Origin of the sequence: Mesorhizobium sp. IMUNJ 23232, from assembly GCF_044326205.1 — a bacterium.
Classification (GTDB): domain Bacteria; phylum Pseudomonadota; class Alphaproteobacteria; order Rhizobiales; family Rhizobiaceae; genus Kumtagia.
This window is the reverse complement of the sequence record NZ_JBIRCY010000007.1, coordinates 16,289-35,260: the sequence shown is the minus strand read 5'-3', so window position 1 is coordinate 35,260 and position 18,972 is coordinate 16,289. Positions and strand designations below refer to the sequence as shown.

General features: G+C 61.2%; 11 protein-coding genes. 8 read left to right on the top strand and 3 right to left on the bottom strand.

Features of this window, described 5'->3' with window-relative positions:
* The first annotated feature begins 80 nt into the window (after positions 1-80).
* The 7 genes from ACH196_RS06930 (at position 81) to ACH196_RS06900 (ending at position 8,337) form a co-directional block, all read left to right on the top strand.
* Positions 81-1,535 carry an amidase gene (locus ACH196_RS06930; protein ID WP_396646059.1) on the top strand — a complete coding sequence of 485 codons (1,455 nt, stop codon included), beginning with the start codon at positions 81-83 and terminating at the stop codon, positions 1,533-1,535.
* 80 nt (positions 1,536-1,615) lie between these two features.
* Positions 1,616-3,184: an ABC transporter substrate-binding protein gene (locus tag ACH196_RS06925; RefSeq protein WP_396646057.1), complete on the top strand. Its 1,569-nt coding sequence runs from the start codon at positions 1,616-1,618 to the stop codon at positions 3,182-3,184.
* 11 nt (positions 3,185-3,195) lie between these two features.
* Entirely contained in the window at positions 3,196-4,137 is a 942-nt protein-coding gene (locus ACH196_RS06920; protein WP_396646055.1) for an ABC transporter permease, read from the top strand.
* Positions 4,134-5,024 (top strand): ABC transporter permease, encoded by an 891-nt coding sequence (locus ACH196_RS06915; protein WP_396646053.1) that lies wholly within the window; start codon positions 4,134-4,136, stop codon positions 5,022-5,024. The genes ACH196_RS06920 and ACH196_RS06915 overlap by 4 nt, the downstream gene beginning before the upstream one ends.
* Positions 5,021-6,025: an ABC transporter ATP-binding protein gene (locus tag ACH196_RS06910; RefSeq protein WP_396646051.1), complete on the top strand. Its 1,005-nt coding sequence runs from the start codon at positions 5,021-5,023 to the stop codon at positions 6,023-6,025. The genes ACH196_RS06915 and ACH196_RS06910 overlap by 4 nt, the downstream gene beginning before the upstream one ends.
* Positions 6,018-7,034, top strand: a complete 1,017-nt coding sequence (locus ACH196_RS06905) for an ABC transporter ATP-binding protein (protein ID WP_396646049.1) — start codon at positions 6,018-6,020, stop codon at positions 7,032-7,034. Before ACH196_RS06910 ends, ACH196_RS06905 begins: the two co-directional genes overlap by 8 nt.
* A 52-nt stretch (positions 7,035-7,086) precedes the next feature.
* On the top strand, positions 7,087-8,337 hold the full coding sequence (locus tag ACH196_RS06900) for an aminotransferase class V-fold PLP-dependent enzyme (protein WP_396646047.1): 1,251 nt from the start codon (positions 7,087-7,089) through the stop codon (positions 8,335-8,337).
* Here ACH196_RS06900 and ACH196_RS06895 read toward each other — a convergent pair.
* From ACH196_RS06895 to ACH196_RS06885, 3 genes are all read right to left on the bottom strand, one after another.
* Positions 8,321-9,478, bottom strand: coding sequence for a M24 family metallopeptidase (locus ACH196_RS06895; RefSeq protein ID WP_396646045.1), 1,158 nt, complete (start codon positions 9,476-9,478; stop codon positions 8,321-8,323). The genes ACH196_RS06900 and ACH196_RS06895 overlap by 17 nt on opposite strands.
* Positions 9,475-10,239 carry a UTRA domain-containing protein gene (locus ACH196_RS06890; RefSeq protein ID WP_396646043.1) on the bottom strand — a complete coding sequence of 255 codons (765 nt, stop codon included), beginning with the start codon at positions 10,237-10,239 and terminating at the stop codon, positions 9,475-9,477. The genes ACH196_RS06895 and ACH196_RS06890 overlap by 4 nt, the downstream gene beginning before the upstream one ends.
* Before the next feature lie 978 nt (positions 10,240-11,217).
* Entirely contained in the window at positions 11,218-12,741 is a 1,524-nt protein-coding gene (locus ACH196_RS06885) for an MASE4 domain-containing protein (RefSeq protein ID WP_396646041.1), read from the bottom strand.
* A 711-nt stretch (positions 12,742-13,452) separates the two neighbouring features.
* Here ACH196_RS06885 and ACH196_RS06880 point away from each other — a divergent pair.
* Positions 13,453-18,972, top strand: coding sequence for an AAA family ATPase (locus ACH196_RS06880; RefSeq protein ID WP_396646273.1), 5,520 nt, complete (start codon positions 13,453-13,455; stop codon positions 18,970-18,972).

Sequence of the window (18,972 nt, the reverse complement as noted above, 5' to 3'; positions counted from 1 at the left end):
CACAATGCACCGAACCGGTTCCTCTGCATCCCTGCCTATCAGCCTTCAGTCATAACTCGAGCTGCAACGAGACCGCCGAGATGTCCCTTGATATCGCTTTGCTCAGCCTTGCTCAGCTTTCGCAACTGATCCGACAGAGGAAGATCTCCCCAGTCGAATTGGTCGAAAACTATGTGGACCGGATCGAGCGCCTCGATCCCCTGCTGCACAGCTTCAACCATGTGCTACTTGCCGAGAGCATCGAGTCGGCGCGTGTCGCGGAACGGGAGCTGATGGGAGGTACATGTTACGGTCCCCTTCACGGGATACCGATCGGCTTGAAGGATCTCATAGATGTGGCCGGCGCCCCTACGACGGCACAGTCAGCCCATCTGCGTGACAACATCGCGACCGCTGACGCCGAGGTTGTGAAAGCCCTGCGCAGGGGCGGTGCCATTATCCTCGGCAAGCAAGCTACAGCCGAGTATGCTGTGGGCGGGACACAATTCGATCTGCCTTGGCCGCCGCCACGCAATCCTTGGAACCTTGAACTCGACACGGCATCGTCCTCGAGCGGGTCGGCGGTAGGCGTTGCCGCGGGTTTGTGTGCGGGCGCGGTGGGGTCGGACACCTCAGGCTCGATCCGTGTGCCGGCAGCCTGGTGCGGTGTTGCCGGACTGATGCCCACGGAAGGTCTTGTAAGCCGAAGAGGCATTCTCCCGTTATCGCGGACGATCGATTGCATCGGTCCGTTGGCCTGGACCGCGGCGGACTGTGCGCTCATGCTTGGCGCAATGTACTCCGACGACCCCGAGGACCGGAGATTGCCCGGCTGGCATGTGCCACGTCTTTCCGGTGTGACGGAACCGGCCAGCGGCCTGAGGATCGGGGTTCTTCGCCACTATTACGAGGATGATCCCGATCTCGACGGCGACATCCGGCAGGCCATGGCAAACACGTTGGCAGCGCTGCAAGCCGCCGGTACATCTATACAGGACGTTCGCCTGGCGGACTTCGAGACTTACGCTGCCGCCGCGCGGAAAATCTCCTGGCCGGAGGAATACGCCGAGCACGGGCCTGAACTCGAAGCGTTTCCGGAGCGATTCGGCAAGGTGACACGCTCCCGGCTGCAGGACGGGCGCGGTGTTCCCGCTTACGACTATATCAGGGCGCAATGCAAACGGCGGGCGCTGACAGCCGAAATTGAAGCCGTACTGCGGGATGTCGACGTCATCGTGCTGCCGACCGTCAGCAAACCCGCTCAGGTTCTCGGCTACGAGCACACCGAGCTTGCAAAGACCACGCGCTGGCTGACGCGGCCGTTCAATCTGACTGGCAGCCCGGCCCTTTCCGTTTGCAACGGCTTTTCGGTGTCAGGTCTGCCGCTTGGGCTCCAGATTGTCGGCCGTCGCTACGATGACGGCACCGTGCTTCAGGTCGGCCATAGCGTCGAAACCGAGCTTGGCATGCGGGACAGGCGACCGCAGATCGCCGCCTTGGGACAGGCCGTCATTGCGCGATGCGAAAACGTTGCGCGGGGCTCAAATTCCAATTGACTAGACAATTGGCGTTGGCTAACTTCCGTATTGTCTAGTCAATTAGAAGCGCGCCGAATGGTGCGACATGGGGAACAGGCATGAACATCGATCGGCGTAGACTTCTTTTGGGCATGGCTGGCTTGCCGGCCTTTTTGTCGGGGCTGGCACCCTTCGCACTCCACGCCCAGGATGGCGGGACGCTCCGCGTCGCGGCCGGCAAGGCGGCGGGAGACCTCAACCCACAGAAATACAATGGACTTTGGTCCGTCCAGGATCTGATGTTCGAGCCGCTCGTCCGCTATGGCGCTGGCGGCAAGTTCGAACCCGCCCTAGCCACTGCATGGAAGCTGGCCGAAGACGGCAAGTCGATCCGGTTCGATCTGCGCAAGGGCGTCACCTTCCAGGACGGCACGCCGTGGGACGCGACGTCGATGACGTGGAATCTCGACCGTTGGATCGGCAAGGAGGACTATTTCTGGCTGAACGTGGCGCGGCTGTTCGCCGGCCACAAGGTGATCGACGACCACACGGTCGAACTCACCTTCAAGGAGCCGGTGCTCGGCCTGCTCAACGAATTATCCTATGTGCGCCCGACCCGGTTCCTCAGCCCTAAGGCGGTCGATGCCGAAGGCAACTACCAGAAGCCGATCGGCACCGGACCCTGGGTCGAGGAAAGCGCCGGCAACGACGGCAGCGTGTTCATCCGTTTCGAAGGCTACTGGGGCGAAAAGCCGTCCTTCAGCCGGCTCGAAGTGAAGGTACTTCCCGACTCGCGCGGACGCATGGCGGCCCTGCGGGCCGGCGACATCGACCTGACCGGCGGCGACTTCCTTGCGCCGATCAAGGCCACCGAAGCCGCTACACTGAAAGACGCCGGAATTCCGGTCGTTGTCGAACAGGGCACGACGGCCATCGTCGCGGGGTTCAACACGCAGCGCAATGCGGCTCTGGCCGACCGAAAAGTGCGCGAGGCCATCAACATAGGCTTCGACCGGCAAGCCATTTGCCAGGTCCTCTACAAGGGGCTGGCGCAGCCAGCGGGCAACCTCTTCCCGGACTCGGTACCGCTAAGCGGCACGCGCTTCCCGGCTCCGGCGCGCGACATCGAGAAGGCCAAACAATTGCTTGACGAGGCCGGATGGACCGGAGAGGGCGTGCGCCAGAAAGATGGCAAGCCGCTCCAGATCGAACTCGTCGTCAGCGAAGAACAGCTTGCCGGCTCGCGCTCCCTCGGCGAGATCATGCAGGCGCAGCTTGGCGAAGCCGGCATCGGCATCACGATCCGCTCCGTCGATCACGCCTCGCGGCATTCGGATATTCCCGCGCGCCATTACGATATGGCGCTGTTCAGCACCTTCGGTGCCCCCTACGAGCCGTTCGGCACGATCTTCGGCCTGCTACTGTCAACCTACGACAACGGCGTCGACGGAAAGCTGGTGGTCGATCCCGAGCATCTCGATCCCCTGGTCCTCGCCGTGCAGACGACCTCGGAAGCCAACGCCCCCGCCGCCTACCAGGCGATCTTCGACTGGCTGCACGACGAGACCGCGTTCCTGCCGCTCTTCTACAACCCGGCGATCTGGGCGCACACCGACCGCGTCAAGGGCTTCAAGGCGCCTGCGACAGAGTACGACATGCCCTACGAAGGCTTGAGCATTGAGTCCTGAGGTCGGCGGCAATGGCAACTCTGATCGCGATCCGGCTGCGCAACGCGGCGGTGATGCTGGTCCTCGCCACGCTGCTCTGCTTCACGCTGGTCGTGTCGGCCCCGGGCAATGTCGCGGTGCTGATCGCCGAGCTGCGTACGCCGAAGGCCACATTCGAGCAGATCCACAAGGTCGAGGAAGAGCTCGGGCTCGATAAGCCTCTGATCGTCCGCTACGGCATGTGGCTGACGGGCGCGCTCGAGGGCAACCTTGGCGTGTCCTACAAGACCGGCCAGAACATCGGCGACACACTCGCCACCCGGCTGCCCATCACGCTCACCCTCATCTTGGGTGGCGCGAGTTTCGCCACTTTGCTTAGCTTTGCGCTCGGCTTCATCGGTGCGCTATGGCCGGGCCGGATCGGCGATGCGGCGACCCGTGTCCTTGCATTGCTCGGCGCTTCGATGCCATCATTCTTCGTCGGGGCGTTGCTGATCTACGGCCTCGCCGTCCAGCTCAGGCTTTTTCCGACCTTCGGGTCTGAGGGCATCACCAGTTGGGTGCTGCCCTGGATGACGATCGGCTTCCTGCCGGCGGCGGTGCTGAGCCGCGTGGTGCGCGTCGGGCTCGAGGAAGCCATGGCGCGGCCGTTTGCCTTGACCGCAACGGCGAAAGGGCTGTCGCGCGCGGCGATCCTGTTCCGCCACGCGCTTCCGACCATCGCTCCAACCTATGTGAACGCGCTTGGTGCCCAGGGTGGCGCGATGGTCGTCGGCGCCATCGTGGTCGAGCCGCTTTTCGCGCTGAAGGGCGTCTCTGATCTGTTCCTGCAAGGCGTCCTCTTCCGCGACTTCATGGTGGTTCAGGCCTGCCTGCTGGTGTTCCTCACCTTCTTCATCGTCCTCAACCTTTTGATCGACATCGCAATCATGTTCCTTGATCCGAAGCTGCGTCGCCAGGGAGCAGGCGCATGAGAATCCTGCGCGAATTCCTGAACTCCATACGGCAGTTGCCCAGGCTGGCCGTGGTCACCATCCTGGTGTTCATCGCCCTGGGCGTGCTTGCGCCGTACATAACGCCCCACGATCCGAATGCCCAGGATCTCCTCGCTGCGCATGCCGGACCGTCCTGGCAGCACTGGCTGGGAGCCGATCATCTTGGCCGCGACACGTTGAGCCGGCTGATCGCTTCGGCGCGAACATCGCTGGTCGGCATGAGCCTCGTGCTTATCTTGGCGCTCACCGTTGGCATTACCATCGGCACCATCGCCGGCTACCGGCGGGGCTGGGTTGATGAAGTGCTGATGCGCATCGTCGACGTTGGCCTTGCCATGCCAAGCCTGATCGTTGCGCTTGCCGTGATCGGCATCTTCGGGACGGGGTACTGGAACATGATCCTGGCCCTGGCCCTGGCCTGGTGGCCCGGCAGCGCCCGTATCAGCCGTGCAGTCGCAGTGAACGTCATGAACCGGCCGCACATCGAATCTCTGCGCGTCTTGGGGGCGAGCCCCGCGCGCATCTACTTCCACCACCTTCTGCCGACGACGATCGGCGCGGTGCTGGTCTATGCGACCGCGGAAGCAGCGGCAGTGGCGCTGTCCATAGCGACGCTGAGCTTCCTCGGCCTCGGTATTCAGCCACCCACGCCGGAGTGGGGTCAGATGCTGGTGGACGCGCTTCCCTATCTGGAAGAGGTTCCGATGCAGGTCATCCTCCCAGGTCTCGTTCTCACCGCAGTTGTCGTCGGGTTCAATCTGCTAGGCGAATCCATTGCGCTGAACCGCGTGCCGACCCCCCTGCGGCGCCGCGTCATCAACCAGCGGCGGGCCGTGTCGGCCGCGTGGCAGAAGGTGTCGTCATGAGCGCGCGCAGCCTGCTCCAGGCCGAAGATCTTTCGATCGATCTTTTCACAGCGCGGGCCGCGCTGCGCCCGGTCGACCGGGTGAGCTATTCGGTCGAGGTCGGCGAGACACTCGCCATCGTGGGCGAGAGCGGCAGCGGCAAGACGGTTCTCAACTTTGCACCCCTGGGGCTCATGCCCACCGGCGTGGTGACGGACCTTCACGGCTCGCTTCGCTTCGACGGAACCGACCTGGTCGGCCTTCCCGCAACCGCGTTGCGCAAGATCCGCGGTGGCCGGATCGGGACCATCTTCCAGGACCCGATGAGCGCGCTGAACCCCGCCATGAGGATCGGACGCCAGATCGCGGAGGTCAGCGAACTCCACCTCGGCCTGACAGCCACCCAGGCGGAAAGCCGGGCGTTGGAGCTGCTCAAGGTCGTGCGGATGTCGGACCCGGAGGCCCGGCTCAGACAATACTCGCATGAGCTATCGGGTGGCCTGCGCCAGCGCGCCATGATCGCGATCGCCATTGCCGCGGAGCCCAAGCTGCTGATCGCCGACGAGCCGACCACGGCGCTGGATGTGACCGTGCAGGCGCAGATCATCGCCCTGCTGAAGGATCTGCAGCGCCGTCTGCATATGGCGATCGTGCTGATCACCCATGACATGGGCGTGGTGGCAAGCATCGCCTCGAAGGTGGCCGTCATGTATGCCGGCCGCGTCGTCGAATATGGTGGCGTCGAACAGGTTTTGCTCGCCCCGCGTCACCCCTACACGGGCGGTCTGATCGCAGCGCTGCCACGTCCGGAAGATCTGCCAGGCACGCTGTTCCGAGGACTGCCCGGAGCGCCGCCCATTCTAGGCGCGCCTCAGCCCGGCTGCCCCTTCGCGCCGCGCTGTCCCCAGGTCATCGAGATTTGCAGCGTTCGCCGCCCCCCGTTGGCGACGGTTCCCTCAGGGACCGCGGCGGCGTGCCATGTGGTCAACGACATTCGCTATCGGGAGGTGGCGCATGCCTGAAGCAGCACCCTTGCTCAGCATCCGCAACCTCGTCACCCGCTTCAAGAGCGTCGAGCGCGGCAAATGGATCACTGCCGTGGACGACGTGTCGATCACGCTCGCGCCCGGCGAGATGGTCGGCCTGGTCGGCGAGTCCGGCTGCGGAAAGTCGACGCTCGGAAGGTCCATCGTCGGGCTGGAGCGGCCGCAATCCGGCAGCGTGGTCTATGACGGGGTCGACCTGTCGACCTTGAGCGGGCGCGCGCTGCGCGAGAAGCGGCGGGCGGTCCAGTATGTTTTCCAGGATCCTTACGCATCCCTGAACGACCGCCAGACGATCGGGGAGACCATCGCCGAGGCACTCATCATCATCGGCATCAACGACAAGGCGGAACAGGGTCGCCGCATCAACGCGCTTCTCGATCAGGTTGGCCTCCCGTCTGCGCTCGCGGAGCGATATCCGCGCGAGCTCTCGGGCGGCCAGCGCCAGCGCGTTGCCATTGCCCGCTCTCTCGCGGTCGACCCGCGCGTACTGATCTGCGATGAGCCCGTCAGCGCGCTCGACCTCTCGATCCGTGCCCAGGTCATGAACCTCTTTCTGAAGCTGCACAGGGAATTGGGGGTTGCGTGTCTCTTCATCGCCCATGACCTGGCACTGGTTCGGCAGGCGACGAGCCGCACCTATGTCATGTATCTCGGCAAGATCATCGAGGAGGGGCGCTCCGAGGAGCTCTATGCCCGGCCGAGCCATCCCTATACGCAGGCTCTGCTGGCATCCATCCCGAGCGCGGATCCGCGGATCGAAGCGAACCGGCCGCCACCTTCGATCTTTGGCGAGATTCCAAGTCCCACCAATCCTCCTTCCGGTTGCCGCTTTCGCACACGTTGCCCGCAGGCGATGGAGATTTGCTCGAGTGCCGCGCCCCAATCTGTAGCGCTGACGCCATCACACCATGCACGCTGCGTTATCGCCGGCGAGCTCTACCAGAACAACAGAACAACCGCTCACACCGAGCCAATGTTGGCCTGAAAAGCCATTACAGGCCGCCATCCAAAGGCCGGCCAATTCCAGGGAGTTCACTTTGTCCATAGCAGGCCCGACTCACGACCGCGCGACACCGTTGCGGACCGCTCCCGACGACGAGGCCTATTGGCTGTCGATACGGGCGACCATGCAGCCGATGTATGTCAACACCCAACTGGCCAACACGCGCCGCGGCCCGGCACCGTTGCGGGTGCGCGAGCGGGTGCGCTCCCTGGTCGATCTGTCGCTGGCCTACGAACTCGACGAGTACGAGCCGTTCCGGGATCTCAAGGAAAGCGGCTCGTCGGTGGCGATCCGGCAGTCGCTAGCGGATTATTTCGGCGCGTCGGGCGACGAGATCGCGCTCACCCGCAACGCCATGGAAGGTATCGCCACGGTTCTCAACGGGGTTACGCTCAGTCCCGGCGACGAAATCCTCGCCACCCGCTTCTGCTACGATTCCAATCTCGCGATTATCCGCCAGAGGGCGCGGCGCGAGGGCATCGTCCTGAAATTCGTCGACCTGCCCTTCGGCCCAGCGACGGAAGCCAAAATCATGGCGGCGTTCGAAGCCGCGATCGGCGAGCGGACAAAGCTGGTTTCGTTCCCACACATCGTCGCCCGGACCGGCCTGGTGATGCCTGTCAAGCCGATCTCCGACCTTGCGGCGCAGCGGGGCGCCTTCAGCTTCGTCGACGGCGCACACTCGGCCGGCCACATCGCCGTCGCGCTCGATCAACTGGGCTGCGATGCCTATGCGGCGTGCCTGCACAAATGGATGTATGGACCACGCGGCACGGGGTTCCTCTTCGTTCGCCGCGAAAGGATAGCGGATGTCTGGCCGTTGTTCGCAAGCTGGTCGAACAAGCCGGATGACTCGATCGAGAAGTTCGAGGAGGTAGGCACGGTGTTCAAGGCACTGCCGGCGTCGATCCTCGAAACCATGGCCTTCAACCTCGACGTCGGACAGGCGGAGAAGTCGGCGCGACTGCGGTACTTGCGAGATCGCTGGGCGCGCAGACTGGCTGCCCATGAACGCGTGACGCTCCTGACCGACCTAGACGCGGAGCCGGCAACGGGCTTCGCCGCGTTCAACATCGAAGGACTGACGCCGCAAGAGTTCGCGGCGGCCATGCTCACCGACTACGGCATCAGCGTTCGGCCGTTTGCGATGGAAGAAGACCAAGCCATGTCCGGCATCCATCTGTCGCCAGGCCTCGCCAATTCCGTCGAGGAGGTCGACCGGTTTGTCGAGGCGGCTACCGCGATCCTGGCCCGCACGCACAACAGTTTCAGGCGGGCAGGATAATCAGCTCGGGCTCAAGGGTCGTCAGGGGCTCGGCGCCGGTCTCGGTCACCAGCAGGGTCGCCTCATACATGAGGCCGCCCCAGCCGGGGCGGTAGTATGGCGGCTCGACGTTGACAACCATGCCGGGCTCGAGAGGAACGGGATCGGAAGGACCGAGTGTCGGAAACTCGTGAGGTTCCAATCCGAGCCCATGCCCGACGTGATGTCGTCGATAGCCGGGTAGGCCGCCGGCACGTACCGCCTCGACCGTTGCGTTGAAAATCGCGTCAGTGGTCACGCCAGGTCCGACCAAGCTGAGCGCAGTGCGCTGACCCGCGCCGATCGCCACATCGACCGCACGCTGATCGGCATTGGGCTCACCGACGACGGCAGTGGTCGCAATATCTGACCAGTAACCATTGAGCGTGCCACCGATATCAAAGCGGACAAGGTCTCCGGCTGCGAGGCGCCGTGACGAGGCGTGCGCGTCGGCGAACGCCGAGCGCGGGCCAGACGTGACCACGATGAAGCCCGGCCGCACGCCTGCACGTATCATTTCGGCCGAAATCATGGACGCAAGGTCCAATTCCGCTATGCCCGCGCTTGCGGCGGCGAGAGCTTGCAGAAGGGCACCCTCGGTCGCCCGCGTGGCCTGTCGCAAAAGTTGAACTTCAGCCGGGTCCTTTCTGGCGCGAGCCCGCCGGAATGCGGATGCCGTCACCCGTGGGTCTATCGTCGCCAGTCGTGCGAGGCCGGCATGGGTCTCGAACCCTTCCATTGCAACCGCCCGCTTGCCAACCGCAACGGCGCTCAGCGCGGCTTGAACCGCCTCGTCGAAACTGCCGAAGGGACGGAACTCGAGAAACTCGCCATGATCGTGGTCGGCAAAGAAGAAATCCCGATACCCATAATAACGAAGACGTTCGCCGCCAGCCTCCGTGGCCGCCCAGGCATCCGCGCTCGGTCCGACCAGAATCCAGTCGTCGCGGTCGAAGACGACGGCCATCCGCAATCCCGGATTGGTATCGTAGCCCATGCTGCGGTAGCCGCTGCAGTAGACCACCGCGGCCGGTGAACTGGCCACGACCACCGCGCCTCCGATCCCAAGGAGATCATGCACCTTGAGCCGATGGACCCTTGCGAGGGCGCCAGGCTCGGTCATCCGGGTCCTGGTTCCAGCGGATTGAACTCGCCGACAAATTCATTCTGCGCGCTGGGATAGCTGAGCTTCACCGACGTCACGGGCATGTCGTCGGCCCAGGTCTGTCGCATCGACACGAGAAGCGGTGATCGTTCGGCGATGTCGAGCAGTCTCGCTTGTGCAGCCGTTGCCGCCTCGGCGCGGATCGTGTGGCGCAGCCGCGTGCAGGGCAGCCTGGCAAGCAACCAGACATTGGGCGTCTCTGCTTCGAAATCCGCGGTCGCCGCGTCCGGCGCGGCGTCAAGGCTGATGTAGCGCTCTTCCAGCACTTCCGCCTTGCCGAAGCCGCAGTGCGCGGCGGCAAGAACCAGGACCGGCGTCCCCTCGCTGACCGCGGCCCAAGGCGGGGTCAGTTCACCAGCCGTCATCTCGCGTTTGTGGAGCACCTTGTAGCTATAGGTTCGCCCCTTGGCCTCGATGTCCTTGCGAACGTCGAGAAACCCGAGCACGGCGTGACTTTCCGTCGTCTTCGCAACGCGTGTCCCATGTTTGCGCCTGCGCTCGAGAAGCCCGGCCTCGGTGAGCTTTGACAAGGCTTTGCTGACGGTCGCGCGTGTGGTGGAGAATGCCTCCATCAAGGCGTGTTCGGAAGGAACGCGATGCCCCGAAGGCCAGCGACCACTCATGATTTCTGATCGCACAGCACGTTCGATCTGCTTGAACAGCGGGCCTTGACCATCCAGCGATAGACCACTGTCGTGTGATTGGTTTTCCGCGTCCATCAGGCTCTGCACTTCCGTTGAGAAGCAGCTTTAGCGCCTGGACCCGTTTTGTCTAGTCATTTCGCCTCTGTGTTCAGTCGCGGCATCGTCGAAACTGCCGCCGTCAATCTCGATTCTGCGTGGCCTCGCCTGCAGAAGCGCAACGTTACGGCTTATGCCGATCAACCTCCCGAAAGCTGTCGGTCAGGTTACGGCCTCGTTTCCGCCAATCGAGAATGTGCACCCACTTGCCGATGTTGGCAGAAACCCGCCGCTGAGGCGAAAGAAATTCGGGTCCGTACTTGTCTCGGAAGGCTCGGCGTCGCCGTCGGACTTGGGCGCTATGCTGCGAAAGTACCGCGCGCATCGACCGAGCAACGAAAGGTGGACTAGTAGGTGGCTTTCGGCGTTGCCGATAATCCATTGATTTGATTGGCATAAACCAAAAAAGTGGTGCAGCCACCAGTTTGGATAGAACCCGTCTCCACTAAAATTCCCTGATAACAGGGAAAAAACAGGGAAAATCCGCAAATTTGCCCGCTACATCACTTTTTGCCTCAGAAATTGACACGCAATATCAATGGCTTGGTACGAATTTCCCTAAACGCAAGAACAGGGAATTTGCCGAAACAAACAGGCAAAATAACAGGCGCGGAGGCAAAATATCACGGAAACTGACGGCAAAGCGTTGTCGAAAGCTGGGAACGGATTGTCGTTATCCGGGATGACATTGTCGTTGGGTGGGAACGCATTGCGCCAAGCCGGGAAGACATTGCAGTTGGCCGATTGAGCACTGTCCGTCGGTGGGAAGCGATTGCCGTTTGGCGAGATCGTTTTGTCGTTAGGTGGGATCGGATTGCCGTTCCATGGGACGCGCCTTCGATTGCTAGACGTACGCAGCAAATGGACGTGGGAGGGGCTCGCGTGGCCAAAAGTCGTGAACAGCACGGTCGACTTACACTCGGCCGGAAGTTCGAGTCCTATCACCGCAAGCCGACGCTATTGATATTGGGGCGCAATCGGGAGCGAGAAGGAGAAGTCGGCACCACCCGACAGGTTGGTAGCCGCCCACAAATGGCCTCCATGTTCTTCGACGATCGACCGGCTTATCGACAGGCCTATGCCAATACTGCTCGGTTTTGTGGTGAAGAAGGCCTTGAAGATCTGATCCGGCGGAAGCTGCGGCAGGCCAACGCCGGTGTCGCTCACGGACACCGTGACCCGCCCATCTTCTCTTTCTTGTGATCTTATCAGGAGATCTCGTCCGTCGTCCTTCTCCTTCATCGCTTCAATTGCGTTGATCATGAGGTGCATCAGCACCTGCATCAATTGCGCGCGATCTCCCGTCACTGGAGACGGCTTTTCCACCTGCTCTGTGCGGATCGACACCCCATATCTCGCAGCCTCGCCGCCTAGGAGAACGGTCATCTCCCGAATGACGTCATTGACGTCGACAATATCGCGCAACGGCCCCCCCTTGTCGAAAAGCTGCTTCATGCGGGCGACTGTTCTCGAGGCGCGACTTCCATCCTCCACTATCCTGTCCGCGATCGCGCGGGCTCTTTCGACGTTGGGAGTTTCATCCGACAGCCATCGCCGGCAGGTCTCGGCATTGATCATTATCGCGCCAATCGGATGATTTACCTCATCGGCGAGTGAACTGGTCAGCTCTCCCATGGAATTCATCCTGCTGACGCGCGCCAACTCCGCTTGCGCGCGGCGCAGATCCTCTTCGATCTGCAGGCGGTTGGTGATTTCGCTCTGCAGCGTTTCGTTCGTCTGCAGTAACTCCGTTGCGTGCTCCTTCAAATGGCTCGCAGCCGCGGCAAGACGCCGATAAAGACGCCCGTTTTCGAGCACCACCACCGCGAGGACGAAACTTGCGGCAAACGCGCCATAGGTCCGGCCGGCGTAGAAACCGAAGTCGTAGCGACCTCCGTTCAGGTACGAACTCAGCGTTATGTCGCAGAACCAGTAAACCATCACGACCATGAGCCAGAGGTTTGGGAGTGTGGGCCGCGAACGCGTGGACAGCATTACAAGTGCGGCAATGACCAGGATAATATCGATCAGATTGATAATCCTCTGCCAGGGCGTGAATCCATCGGCGTCAAGAAGCGGCGGCAAGAAGCCTGCGCTTCCTGTGCCCCAGGTAGCCACAAACCAGCATACAAGGACCACGCCGACCGCCCCAATGACGGCCGCCGCAATCGCGAAGCGCGGCGCCATCGAGATTTCCCTGCTGTTGGTGTGAAACAGCGCATAAAAGATCACGATGAGCGGAAAGCCTCCATGCCAGAAAATACACAACCACAACGCCGTCTGCGGAGTCGCCCCAAACAACCCTGCAGAACCGAACGCGCCAGGAAAGGTCAGGAGCTGGATGACGCTGATCAGCGCAGCGAAAAGGTATCCGCTCGCCAGCAGCAACAACGCTCGCGAGCGCAGAAAATTAAAATGCCCAAAAAGAATGATCGCGGTCGTGAAGTCATTGCATGTCGATATCGCGTTGTACGCTGCCACGAATGCGGGGGACTCCGGCAACGGCACACGAACGAAAGGCACGCACGCAAGGAACACCAAAGCCGAGACACCGATGATCGCAAGGCAAAGACGCCACTCGCGAGGGCCAACCGCAGCTGTCGATAGAAACTCTCCATTCCGGATTGGATACGCGGGTGAAGCACTCATTCCAACCGGCACGCGGAATCTCGCCCCATGCCCCACCTTTCCCGACCGTGTTTGTCGATGAGCGTCAGACCGAATACAATTCAACCTTGACCACTCCACCGCCAACGTCCGGTCGAGCATGCTCATGCACAGCCTCGACCACTTACGGCCTCATCTTCCGCACTCCCTGCAAACGCCACCATTCAACCGTCGGAAAGCATTCTAACACCAACGTATGATGGCGAATTTGGTAAGGCTCAATAGAGCTACTTGGCGGTGTATACGCCCCCGCCGTGCCAGGAAGAATCCTTTGGTCCGCGAGAATAACAGCGCGGAGCGGTCTGCGCGGGACCGCACCGCGCGACTAATCATTGTCAGCAGACTACGAGGATGACTTGCGACAGCATTTTCCGGCTGGTGGCTCAGTGACGCCGAATGAGATCGTGCGCGGGGACGCACAACGATGCTAATCCTAGCGCTCCCAAGCGATACGGCGCCGTCGGGCTAACACGGGAGTTAGAGGTGGATCTGTCTTTTCAAGCGGGCGCGAGCAGAGTCAGCGGACTGCGCGTCGTTTGGGAGGACGGTGGACTTGCTTTCTGCAGAGGATGGTCTGACGACGCCGAAGGACGACACAACGGCGTGCTGGTCGCGCTTCCTGCCTCTGAGCAGCCGGCAACGGCCCTTCTCGATCGGCTTGCCCACGAATATTCCCTGAGGGACCAGCTTGACGGCGAGCGGACTATGCGTCCGCTGGAACTGGTGCGCGATCAGGACCGCACAATGCTTGTGTTCGAAGACCCAGGCGGCGAACCGCTCGGACTAGGTCTTGGTGCTCCGATGGAAATCGCAAGATTCTTGCGCATCGCCATTTCGATCGTCGAGTCAATCGGAAGCGTGCACGCGGCCGGCCTGATACATAAGGACATCAAACCGGCCAACTTTTTGATCGACTCCGCCACCGGCACTGTCCGGCTGATGGGTTTCGGGATCGCATCCCGCCTGCCGCGCGAGCGCCAATCGGCTGGTCCGCCGGAGGTCATTGCCGGCACGCTTGCCTATATGGCGCCCGAGCAGACCGGCCGGATGAATCGCTCGATCGATTCACGCAGTGATCTCTACTCATGCGGCGTCTCTCTTTACCAGATGCTCACCGGAACGCTGCCGTTCTCGGCGACCGAGCCGATGGAATGGATTCATTGCCACATCGCGCGCCAGGCAGTGATACCCAGCGAGCTTGTGAATACGATACCGTCGCCGCTTTCCGCAATCGTCATGAAGCTGCTCGCCAAGATCGCGGACGAGCGATACCAGACCGCGTCAGGCCTCCTGGAGGACCTTCGGCGCTGCGAAGCGGAATGGACGGCGACAGGCACGATCACGCCTTTCGCTTTGTGCGCACGAGATGTCCCGGATCGGCTGAGCATTCCTGAGACGCTGTACGGCCGTGAGGCCGAGATTCGTCAGTTGCTCGCCGCGTTCGATCGCGTGGTCGCGGGAGGCCCTGCTGAACTTGTTCTCGTTTGCGGCTATTCCGGAATTGGCAAGTCGTCGTTTGTGAACGAACTGCAGAAGGCGCTGGTCCCGCCGCGAGGCTTGTTCGCGTCCGGGAAATTCGACCAGAACAAGCGCAACATCCCCTATGCAACCTTGGCCCAGGCATTTCAGAGCCTCATTCGACCGCTGCTTGGCAAGACTGAGATCGAACTTGGCCGATGGCGCGACGCTCTGAGTGAAGCGCTTGGTCCGAATGCTCAGCTTATTGTGCAGTTGGTTCCCGACCTGGAATTCGTCATTGGCGAACAGCCACCCGTCCCTGACCTGCCGCCACAGGATGCCAGGACGCGATTTCAAGCAATCTTTCAACGGTTCATCGCTGTGTTCGCCACTGTCGAGCATCCGCTGACGCTGTTTCTGGACGATCTGCAATGGCTGGACGCAGCGACGCTCGACCTGCTCGAACACCTGGTCACGCATCCTGAAATACGCCACCTCCTGCTGATCGGCGCGTATCGCGACAATGAGGTAGGTCCATCTCATCCGCTTATGCGGACACTCGAAGGCTTCAGGCGAGCCGGTGCTGCGATCGAGGAGATTCAGCTTGCGCCGCTCGCCCCTGATGACCTTGGTCGTCTGATTGCGGATGCCCTTGACTGCGACTTCGTCCGGGCGGATCCGCTGGCTCGCTTGGTGCATGAAAAGACCGATGGCAATCCGTTATTCGCGATTCAGTTCCTGTCTGCGCTTGCCGATGACGGGTTGCTCGCCTTCGATCGCAACACGGAGAGCTGGCGCTGGGACCTCGACCGCGTGCACGCCCGGAAGTACTCCGACAATGTCGTAGACCTGATGGTCGAGAAGCTGGGCCGACTGCCTTTGAAGACTCGGACAGCGCTGCAGCAACTTGCGTACTTCGGCAACCTCGCCGGGACTACGATGCTTTCAATCGCGCTCGGAAAATCGGAAGAAGATACACGCCACGATTTCTGGGAAGCCATACGCCTGGATTTGGTCGAGCGCGTGGATGGAGCATACAAATTCGTCCACGACCGCTTCCAGGAAGCCGCCTATTCGCTGATACCGGAGAAATCGCGTGCAGCAACTCACTTGCGGATCGGACGACTACTCGTAGCCAACACACCTGCGGAAAGACGCAACGACGCGATCTTCGATATCGTCGATCATCTCAATCACGGTATCGATCTGATCTCGTCCTCGCAGGAGCGCGAACAGCTGGCCGAATTCAATCTTCTTGCCGGCCGGCGCGCCAAAGCCACGACCGCCTACGCATCGGCGCTCGGCTATCTCGCGGCCGGGGCCGCCTTGCTGCCTGCCGATTGCTGGGAACGGCTGCATCAACTTGCGTTCTCCCTGGAAATTGACCGAGCGGAATGCGAGTTTCTGACCGGCCAGACGGCGGCTGCCGACAAGCGCTTGTCGACGCTGGCATCCAAGGCTGCGAACACCGTCGAAAGGGCAGCTGTCGAGTGTCTGCGCATCGACCTTTATACAGTTCTCGACCAGACCGATCGCGTCGTGACAGCATGCCTCGATTATCTGCGACATCTCGGGATCGAATGGTCGCCTCATCCGACCGATGAAGAGGCGCGGCGTGAGTACGACCGAATATGGTCTCTGCTGGGGGATCGCCAGATCGAGGATCTCATTGATTTGCCATTGATGACCGATCCGGAGTCTCTCGCGACACTCGATGTTCTGACCAAGAGCTTCCCGACAGTCACGCTCATAGATGCCAATTTTCTCGCCATGGCCGTCTGTCGCGTTATCAATCTGAGTCTGGAGCGAGGCCACAGCGACGCGTCGTGCGTCGCTTATGTGCATTTCGGCACCGTCGGCGGACCACGCTTCGGCAATTATGAAGCCGCCTTGAAATTCGGACAGCTGGCCTACGATTTGGTCGAGAAGCGCGGCCTCGCGCGGTTCCAGGCACGCACATTCCACTGGTTGGCACAGTACGTCTTGCCGTGGGCAAGTCATCCAAGATCTTTTCGCAAGCTGACCCACCGGGCGTTCGACGCCGCTATAGAGACCGGCGATCTGAGCGTCGCGGTATATAGCTTCGACATCCTGAATGCGAACCTTATCGCCGCGGGCGATCCGTTGGCTGATGCGCAGCGGCAGGCCGAGAAGGGGCTTGAATTCTCCAGGAAGACGCAGTTCGGGCACCAGATAGGCGTCCAGGCAACCGAACTCGCCCTAATCAAGACCATGCGTGGCTTGACTCACAAGTTCGGTTGGCTGGATGACGAACACTACAGTGAAGCCTTTATGGAGCAGCAGCACACGCCGCATCCGGCGGTGTACTGGATCCGAAAACTACAGGCCCGCTTTTTCGCTGGAGAGCATAGGTCAGCCCTTGATGCTGCGATGCGCGCACAACCAAAGCTCTGGACGGTGGCAGGGTTTTTCGAAGAGGCAGAGTATCATTTCTACGCCGCGCTTTCTCTTGCGGGATACGCAACTGCCGTTGCGGTCGGGAGCGACCCTTCGCAAACTGCGGAGCGGCTTGCGCCTTCCTCGGCGGAGCGTCAGCACAATCTTCAGTCTTTGGAGATTCATCATAGGAAGCTCGAAGCATGGGCGGCCAACTGCCGTGAGACCTTCGAAAACCGGGCCGCACTGGTCGGCGCCGAGATCGCGCGACTGAAAGGTCAAGACCTGGACGCTCAACGCCTTTACGAGCATTCCATTCATTCGTCCCGAGCGAGCGGCTTTCTTCACAACGAGGCGATCGCGTATGAACTGGCTGCGAGATTCTACGCCGAACGTGGCTTCCAGCAGATTTCCGATCTCTACCTGCGGAATTCTCGCTACTGCTACCTGCGATGGGGAGCCGACGGCAAGGTTCGGCAACTCGATGAAATTTTTCCGGCACTGGTCAAAGGAGAATCGCCAGCCAGCCCTACGAGCACGATGCGGGCTGCCATCGAGCATCTTGATCTCTCCACGATCATCAAGCTCTCGCAGGCCGTATCGAGTGAGATCGTCCCTGAGAAACTGATCGACACGCTCATGCGCACAGCAATTGAGCATGCGGGCGCCGTGCGCGGCGTTCTGGTTCTGTTGCAAGGGGAGGTTCCAAGAATAGAGGCAGAAGCAACGACCGCCGGCAATAAGATTATAGTGCAACTGTCAGGAGCACACCTGCGGGGAGTCGCGTTGCCGGACACGATTATCCAATATGTCGTGCGTACCCGGAGCAGCGTCATTCTCGACGACGCTTCCGCCGAGAACCAGTTTTCCTTCGAGCCCTACATGGGTCACCATCGGTCGCGATCGATCCTCTGTCTGCCGCTGATCAAACAGAGCAAGCTCATCGGGGTCCTCTATCTGGAAAACAACCTGTCGCCGCGGGTGTTTACGCCGAGCCGTGTCGCTATCCTCGAGTTGCTCGCATCGCAGGCAGCGATCTCTCTTGAGAACATGCAGTTGTACGTTGAACTCGAGGAACGCGAAGCAAAAATCCGACGCCTGGTCGATGCAAATATCGTGGGAATCTTCATCTGGAATTCAGAGGGGAGGATCATTGAGGCAAATGAGGCCTTCCTCCAGATGGTCGGCTATCGCAAAGAAGATCTTCGTCAGGGCGGCCTATCCTGGGCCGACTTGACTTTACGGGAGTGGCACGACCACGACGAGCGCGCCGTAGAGGCATTGCGCACAACCGGAATTGTACACTCGTTCGAAAGGGAATTCCGAAGAAAGAACGGCAGTCCGGTGCCGGTTCTTCTGGGTGAAGCCGCCTTCGGCGGACGACAAGACGAGGGTGTTGCGTTTGTCGTTGACCTGACCGAGCGTAAGCGGGCCGAGTCAGAGGCGCGCGAAAGTGAGCGAAGACGCCGAGAGGCGCAGTTCGAGCTGGAGCACGCCAATCGCGTCGCAGCGATAGGGCAACTGTCCGCATCGATCGCTCACGAGGTCAACCAGCCGGTTGCAGCATCTATTACCAATGCAGAGACGGCTTTGCGCTGGCTTGGTGCCCAAAATCCAAATCTGGAGAAAGCCCGCGAAGCGCTTGGCCGCATCGCCGACGACGGCCGGCGAGCCGCTGACGTCATCGGCAGGATTCGCGCGCTCATCAAGAAAGAACCTCCGCGCATGGTCAGCGTGGAGATCAACGAAACGATACGAGAGGTCATCGTCCTGACCCAGGGCGAGATGACCAAGAACGAGGTTTCACTGCTGACGCAATTCGAGGAGGGACTGCCGCTTGTCCAGGGGGACAAGGTTCAGTTGCAGCAGGTGATACTCAACTTGATCATCAACGCAGCCGAAGCGATGGCGAACTCGGACAAGGAGCTGCGTGAACTCCATATCACGACGCGTAGCGCGAATTCGCAAAGTGTGCTCGTCCTGATCGCGGATTCGGGACCGGGTCTGGCCTCGACCAACTACGAGCGGCTCTTCGACGCCTTCTACACCACGAAACCGACCGGCCTGGGAATGGGGCTTCCCATCTGCCGCACAATTATCGAAGCGCATGGAGGACAGCTATGGGCGGCAGCGAATGTGCCCAGAGGCGCTGTCTTTCAGTTCACGGTGCCAGTTCTGCCTGCGGTCTAG